This window comes from Kamptonema animale CS-326 (genome assembly GCF_028330895.1).
Taxonomy (GTDB): Bacteria; Cyanobacteriota; Cyanobacteriia; order Cyanobacteriales; family Microcoleaceae; genus Kamptonema; species Kamptonema formosum.
Genome location: NZ_JAQMUA010000037.1, coordinates 1 through 7,193, shown reverse-complemented (window position 1 = coordinate 7,193; position 7,193 = coordinate 1). Strand labels below are relative to the sequence as shown.

The following is a 7,193-nucleotide window of genomic DNA, read 5'->3' as shown; positions in this document are numbered from 1 at the left end:
CCTGCCTCCTGCCTCCTGCCTCCTGCCTCCTGCCTCCTGCCTCCTGCCTCCTGCCTCCTGAAGAAGAAAAACTCGCCCTGATTTTGACAAATAGAGGTTAATTGCCAAAAAGAGCCAGAGGTGCGATCGCGCCTCTGGTTGTTTTGTTTGTCGATGGGTTATCTTAAGAATTACCCGATAACTTTTAGCCCCATCTCCCTTCTCCCTGCTCCCTTCGCCCTAGTTCCTGGTTCCTGGTTCCTTCTTTTTTCTTCCTTTTTCCTTCTACTTAGATGTTCAAGCGGCTCAGCAAAGCTTCAAATAATACGCGGGGAACCCTGAAAAAGTGGTGTAGAGAACGGCGAGTATTCATTACTGCTTCAACTGTTGCTAGTACAGTTATTCTCCTACGTTCCTTCGCACTTTTGCAGTTCTCAGAATTGGCGGCTATCGATCAGTTTTTTCGCTGGCGGCCCCTAGAACCAATTGATGAAAGAATTGTAATTGTGGCAATTAATGAAGCCGATTTACAAAAATTCGGCTACCCCATCCCTGATGGTGTGATGGTACAGTTATTACAAAAATTGTACGCTGGTCAACCGCGAGCGATCGGTCTAGATATTTATCGAGATTTGCCGGTAGAACCAGGCTATGAAAAATTGGTGCAAGCTTTTGAAACTATCCCTAACTTGATTGGGATTGAGAAAAGTCAGGATGAAAATAACTTGGGAGTACGCCCCCCTAGCGTTCTCAGTCAACGGAATCAGGTAGGTTTAAATAATGTTGTTGTTGATGCCGATGGGAAAATACGCAGAGCTTTACTTTATTCGTGGCCGGAAGGTGAAAAAACTCGCGAAAGTTTTGCGCTAAAATTGGCTTTAATTTACCTGGGTACTGAAGGTATTACCCCTCAGCCAGCAACGAGTAATCCTAAGCATTTACAATTGGGTCAGGGTGTTTTTGAGCGGTTTGAATCTAATCATGGGCCTTACATTCGAGCTGAAAGTCGAGGTTATCAAATTTTAGCGAATCTTCGCGGCCCTGTTGGTAGTTTTCGCAGCGTGTCGATGGCGGAGGTGATGTCTGGGAAGATGCCACCCGATTTTGTGCGATCGCGTATTGTTTTAATCGGTTCGACTGCAACTAGCCTCAAAGATTTTCAGCAAACTTCCTACAGCGGGGGTTTATTGGATTCGCCTAAACCTGTACCAGGAGTAGAGCTTCAGGCTAATTTTTTGAGTCAGATTTTGAGTGCGGCCTTGGAAGGGAGAACGGGTTTTAAAGTCTGGTCAGATTTGGCTGAATGGGTGTGGATTTGGGGTTGGTCTTGGGTGGGAGCTTTTGTAAGCTGGAAGTTGCGATCGCCTCAACTATCGCTGCTGTTCCTTTTAGGAGTGAGTGTTGGTCTCACTACCAGTCTGTATTTGGCTTTCCTGGCTGGTTGGTGGTTGCCGTTAATTCCACCTTTAATGGCGATCGCAGGGTCTGCTGCGGTTATAGTTGGCTATCTGGCTCACTTACAGGAAGAATTCAAACGCTCGAAAGAATTTTTGCAGACTGTAATTAATACAATTCCCGATCCAATTTTTGTTACTGATATCAACCACCGTCGGATCGTTTTGAATCAAGCTTATTGCCGCTTAATCGGTCAGCCACTAGAAATGTTAATGAGCAAGACTGATTATGATTTATTTCCTAAACATGAAGCTGATATCTTTTGGCATCAAGATAATTTAGTGTTTGCTACGCAGCTAGAGTATGAAAATGAGGAAGAATTTACTGATGCTAGTGGCACTACACATTTAATTGCTACGAAAAGATCGCTGCACAAAGATGCTGCGGGTAATTTATTTTTAGTCGGTGCGATCAGAGATATTACTGAACGCAAGCGTATGGAAGAAGAACTGAAGCAAAAAAATGCTGAACTCCTACTTTCGGAAGATCGCTTGCGCTATCAAGCCTATCATGACGATCTTACTGGTTTGCCGAATCGCCAATTGTTTCACGAAAGTTTGAGTGTGTCTATAAAACAAGCTTCTGTTAAAGATCAATTAGTGGCTTTACTATTTTTGGATCTGGATGGATTTAAGTTAATTAATGATTCTCTCGGACACGATGTTGGAGATCTACTTTTAAAAGGGGTTGCGGAAAGGTTGAAAGGATGTTTGCGGGGTAGTGATACAATTTCACGCTTAGGAGGTGATGAGTTTACTGTAATTTTACCTGGAATTCCGGGAAAACCGGATGCGGCAAGAGTAGCTGAAAAAATTCTGGATGCTATTACTCAAGTTTTCTTACTTGACGGAAATTCAATTGCGGTAACTACGAGTATTGGTATTAGTTTGTATCCCTTGGATGGTCAAGATAAGGAAACTTTGATTAAGAATGCGGATGCGGCTATGTATCGTGCTAAGGAACTTGGGAAAAACCGATTTGAGTTTTCTTGAATCAGACTTAGGATTTACTAGATTCTTCTTCTTTGTTCCTTTGCCTATAATTCAGGAGCACGACCGAATAAGCCTGTCATCAGTCGCAGTGCTAACAGTTTGACTAGGGGAATTGTTCGTAAACTCCATAAACAAAAGCGACGAAAAGCAATAATTGGAAGCCAAGTATTGGAGAAGAGGCGGTCTAGAAAATCGGTGAAGCCTAAGACTACTAAGTTTTCTTTTTTTCGCCAACTTTCGTAACGTTTTAATACTTGTAAATTGCCGATGTCTTCACCTCGATCGCTTGCCGATCGCAAGATTTGTGCGATCGCGGCCGCATCCCGAATCCCCATATTTAAACCTTGTCCGCCGACGGGATGGCAGCAGTGGGCGGCATCGCCAATTAATGCTAATCTGGGTAAGGCGTAGCGATCGCTCTGCATGAGCTGAACGGGAAATAGGTAGCGATCGCTAATTAATTCCAAACGTCCCAAAAGTCTGCCAGTTCGCTGTTCTAATAAAGCTAGAAACTCTTGTTTATCTAGTTCTTGCAAGGCTTTTGCTTCGGCGTGGGGTGCAGTCCAAACAATCTGATAGCGGTTTCCAGGGAGTGGCAATACCCCCATCGGGCCACTGGGCCAAAAACGCTCAAAGGCGATATCATTGTGGGGTTTTTCTGTTTTAATGGTGATGGCAATGCAAGACTGCCAATATTTCCAGCCTTGAGTGGTAATTTTAGCTTGAGTGCGGATGTGCGATCGCGAACCATCGGCGGCGACTAATAACCGCGTGCGGATAGTCTGAGTTTCGCCGTTGATTTTTACTTCGACTTCGGCGCGATCGCTATAATATTGAACTTGTAAAACTTCAGCCGGACAAATCCAAGTAAAATTAGGGCATTTTGCTAAGCATTCTTGCAAAGCAGTCAGCAATACGCCATGTTCCCCCACATAACCGAGTGCTGTTTTGGATACAGGTATTTTACCTGTATTTCCCAAGTCTTCTCGATAGAATTGAACTATCCCTGGATAGTCCCCATCGCAGAGGTTAATCTGTTGAAAGGTAGTAATTTGTGGCAATATTTCTTGCCAAACACCAATACCTTCTAAAATCATTCCCGACATCAGAGAAAGTGCATAAGCTTGTCTTCTACTTGCTGCTACAGATGGCGTTTGAGTCTCAATTATTGTTACTTTTAAGCCGGAATCTTTTAAGGCACAAGCTAAAGTTGCCCCGACAATGCCGCCGCCTGCGATCGCGATATCATAATCCAATTCTTGTTTAACTTGGGGTGTCTCTGAGGGAGAAACTGTTTGTAAAAGTTGATCTACTGGCATTGTTATTTAATTGCTAATTGTTAACACTTAACTGTTAATTGCTAATTGGTAAAAGTTACAACTTGTAGTTACAACTCGTAGTTACAACTTGTAGGGTGGGCGCTGCCCTAATCTAGATGATAAACATAAAAAATATAGCATTGGCAGCGCCCACCTTACTGCTGGCGAGACAAATTAGCAACGCCCACTTACTAAACCATAGTCATTGACATCAGTTCATCAGTCATTTCAAAGTTAGCTGTAACGCTTTGTACATCATCCAAATCTTCCAGTGCATCCATTAATTTTAGCAGCGATCGCGCCTTGTCTGGATTATCCACTTCTACTGAATTGCTAGGAATCCAGCGAGTTTCTGATTGCATCACTACAAACCCCCTTTTTTTCAATACCTTACTCAGGTTTTCTAAGTTCGATACTTCAGTAAATACCTCCGCACCTTCGGCATCTTCATCTATTGATATCAACTCATAAGATTCGGCTTCCCCCTCTAATGATGCTTCTAATAAATCGTCTTCATTAATGGGGCCGCGCACCATACAAACACCTTTTTGATCGAACATCCAACCGACACAACCAGTTTCACCTAAATTACCACCATTCTTAGTAAAAGCTTCTCGCAAATCAGCAGCCGTGCGGTTACGATTATCTGTAAGTGCTTCAATTAAAATAGCGACACCACCAACACCGTAACCTTCATAACGAATGGCTTCTAATTCGGAATTTGGCCCCAGTTTACCTGCACCTTTGGCAATCGCGCGTTCAATATTCTCACTAGGAATTGCCGCCGCCTTAGCCTTATCAATTGCCGTCCGCAGTTGAAAATTCCCAGCGGGATCTGGTACGCCGCTACGGGCAGCAACGATAATTTCGCGAGATATTTTAGCAAAAATTTTACCTTTTACGGCATCTACTCTAGCTTTTTGGCGTTTAATATTCGCCCATTTACTGTGTCCAGCCATGTCGATAGAAGAAGGAAGAAGGAAGAAGGATTTAGTTATCTAGGAGAGAAGGAAGAAGGATAAATGGGGAGGCTTTTCCCAGTTAACAGTTAACAGTTAACAGTTAACAGTTAACTATTTTTAATTAAACCGGAGATCGGCTTCAGTTTTGCTAAGGTGAGATGTGTCACCGTTAAGTTCCATTAACCACTTTCCATCATCGCGCACAACTTTAACTAAGCAACACAGAGAGGCATTAATTTCTGTATCAACGACTCCCTGAACTAATCCCATTGTAGTACCTATAACCGATGCACCGTGACCAACTAGCAAAATATTTTCGGGAAATTCTGCGGCGAGTCGCTTAGCAGTTTCGCTGGTACGTTTAAGGCATTCTTCCCCAGTTTCAGGATAGTAAGGAATAGCACTTGTGCCTGTGTAGGAGGGGTCAATTCTAGGGAAACGGTGGCATAATTCTTTGACAGAGAGGGTTTCTGGCATTTCTGACATCCATTCAGGATTGAGCCATTCACAAAGTCCCCACTCTAGTTTAATCGATAAGTCTAAGGTTTGGGCAACGTGATTTGCTGTTTGAACTGTTCGCAGGAATGGTGAGGCAAAAATGTGAGTAATTTCTTCACCTTTGAGGCGATTTGCTAGTTGTCTGGCTTGAATGTGTCCGTCATCTGAAAGGTGCGGATCGTAGCGTTTTTCTGCTGTCAAAAACCAGTCGGGGTTTACGAAGTCAATGCGGTTTCCGTGTCTTGCAATCCAGATTGTTTGAGGCATGAGTTATGAGATTGGGATTTGAGATTTTTGTAACTAGACTTTAGATTATATCGCGATTAAAGTTTTTCTAGCCGTTTTTGTTACCTAGTATAATTCAAGTCAATCTATTAATCAACTCAATTCAGAGAACAACCGCTCGATGACTACTTAACTATGACGGGAAGCTTGCCAGAGATGTATAATAGTGGAAAACCGACGTGACGGCAGTTGACGAATTAAGGCATACTGTCTTCCGTAGCAGGTAAAATTTCCTCATAGATTGGCAATTTTCTCCTCAATCTGTTACTCTAGATTAGAGAAAGCGATGCGGTAAAATAGGAATTAATAGCACTATGAAAGTCAATACTGACACTCTGACTCGCTATCTACATCGGCTCCGCAATCAACAAGGATGGATGCCTCTAAATGAAGTTGCAACTTCTCTTAATATAGACAGGGCTACATCTAGACGGTATACTAATATGGTGATGGAGTGGGGATTAGTAGATCGCCAGCAAATAGAAGAACAGCCTACTCAAGTTCGAGCTACAGATAAACTAATGAAATTGGAATCAGGGGAAGTCCGGCGAGTAGTAGAGGCGAATTGTAACGAAGAGCCTCCTTTGTTATAAACTCGCTCTATATTTAAGGGCAGAGTAGCTATTTGCCGCGCGATCGCTCTGTCCTGACTCGTAGCATTTGATTCCCACCATTCTGAAACTCATAGCATACTTCTGCGATTTCTCCAGTATATCCTTTTGCTGCTAATTCTTGGATTAATTCTGGTAGTAATGATACTGGTTCTCCAGAAATTTTTATGAGTGGAAATATCCGTACTTCTTGCGCGACGCGGCACATTTCTAAAATAGAGGCTAAGTGAAATTTGGCTGATAAATGGTCGGCATAAGTAAATAGGAAATGACTGCACAGTGCTAAATCAAACTGATGTTGATTGAAAGGTAGTAAGGGCAATTCACCAGTTATATAACGACCTTCTTGTATTCCCAGGGGCAAATCTTCTAGAAATTGCTGCATTGCTATCATCCGCACTTCACCTAGTTGTTCTGGCGATTCAATATCTGTCCAATTGTAACAGTTTAGATTTGCTTTAGTCCCGTCAACTACAGTTTGATAACATTCTTGGATACGACTGGCAATTTCATCGGCTGTAAACTCATAAATTGGATCGCAAGAAATCACCTTATTGCCTTGGCGAGTCATTTCAGCATTGAAGCTAGCAGGGCCACCGGCACAGTCGAGAATTGCTGACTGGCGATCGCTTGCTGTCAGGTGAAACATGGCAATATATTCATCTAGGCTACGCCCCCAAGGTATCACCTTTTCAAGCTTTAATCCCATTTTTTACCGAGAATGATAGTATTCTAAATATTATATTCGTTATGCACGGAAATGTTTGAGAATAGTCTAGCGATCGCTATCCGATCGTCAAGCCGTTGGGAAGTGGTAATTTTGGCGACACCTACCTTGTCTAAGATTGCGACTTACTAGGACGCGGTTGGATTCTTCATTTTTAAGCAAATTGGCGCTACAAATACAGCAAGCGCACTCTGCTAGCTCTAGCTCCTTATCTCCGGTTTTTTGGGTATGATTATTCCATTTATGGAACCCTACTATAGCAATCCTAAATGAATCGTAAATTTTTTACCCCACCCCAACCCTCCCCTTGCTAAGGGGAGGGAGTAAGAAATTCACAAATGATTTAGGATTGCTATATCAACAAT

At 42.8% G+C, this 7,193-nt stretch carries 6 protein-coding genes; 2 read left to right on the top strand and 4 right to left on the bottom strand.

Going from position 1 to position 7,193, the window contains the following annotated elements; translation table 11 throughout:
• The first annotated feature begins 272 nt into the window (after positions 1–272).
• A complete protein-coding gene (locus tag PN499_RS02455) occupies positions 273–2,426 on the top strand; it encodes a CHASE2 domain-containing protein (RefSeq protein WP_272030096.1) in 2,154 nt (717 codons plus the stop codon).
• Positions 2,427–2,470: 44 nt separating this feature from the next.
• Here PN499_RS02455 and PN499_RS02450 read toward each other — a convergent pair whose 3' ends face one another.
• The 3 genes from PN499_RS02450 to PN499_RS02440 all read right to left on the bottom strand — a co-directional run bounded on the left by PN499_RS02450 (position 2,471) and on the right by PN499_RS02440 (position 5,472).
• On the bottom strand, positions 2,471–3,745 hold the full coding sequence (locus tag PN499_RS02450) for an FAD-dependent hydroxylase (protein WP_272030095.1): 1,275 nt from the start codon (positions 3,743–3,745) through the stop codon (positions 2,471–2,473).
• A 191-nt stretch (positions 3,746–3,936) separates the two neighbouring features.
• Positions 3,937–4,704: a YebC/PmpR family DNA-binding transcriptional regulator gene (locus tag PN499_RS02445; protein ID WP_272030094.1), complete on the bottom strand. Its 768-nt coding sequence runs from the start codon at positions 4,702–4,704 to the stop codon at positions 3,937–3,939.
• A gap of 120 nt (positions 4,705–4,824) precedes the next feature.
• The gene (locus PN499_RS02440; RefSeq protein WP_272030092.1) at positions 4,825–5,472 is read right to left on the bottom strand and encodes a histidine phosphatase family protein; all 648 of its coding nucleotides are present in this window, start codon (positions 5,470–5,472) and stop codon (positions 4,825–4,827) included.
• Between the two features lie 332 nt (positions 5,473–5,804).
• Between PN499_RS02440 and PN499_RS02435 the strand changes: the two genes are divergently transcribed.
• The gene (locus PN499_RS02435; protein ID WP_272030091.1) at positions 5,805–6,083 is read left to right on the top strand and encodes a transcriptional regulator; all 279 of its coding nucleotides are present in this window, start codon (positions 5,805–5,807) and stop codon (positions 6,081–6,083) included.
• A 28-nt stretch (positions 6,084–6,111) separates the two neighbouring features.
• On the opposite strand, the gene PN499_RS02430 is transcribed toward PN499_RS02435, so the two are convergent.
• Positions 6,112–6,810: an SAM-dependent methyltransferase gene (locus PN499_RS02430; protein ID WP_272030090.1), complete on the bottom strand. Its 699-nt coding sequence runs from the start codon at positions 6,808–6,810 to the stop codon at positions 6,112–6,114.
• Between the last annotated feature and the right edge of the window lie 383 nt (positions 6,811–7,193).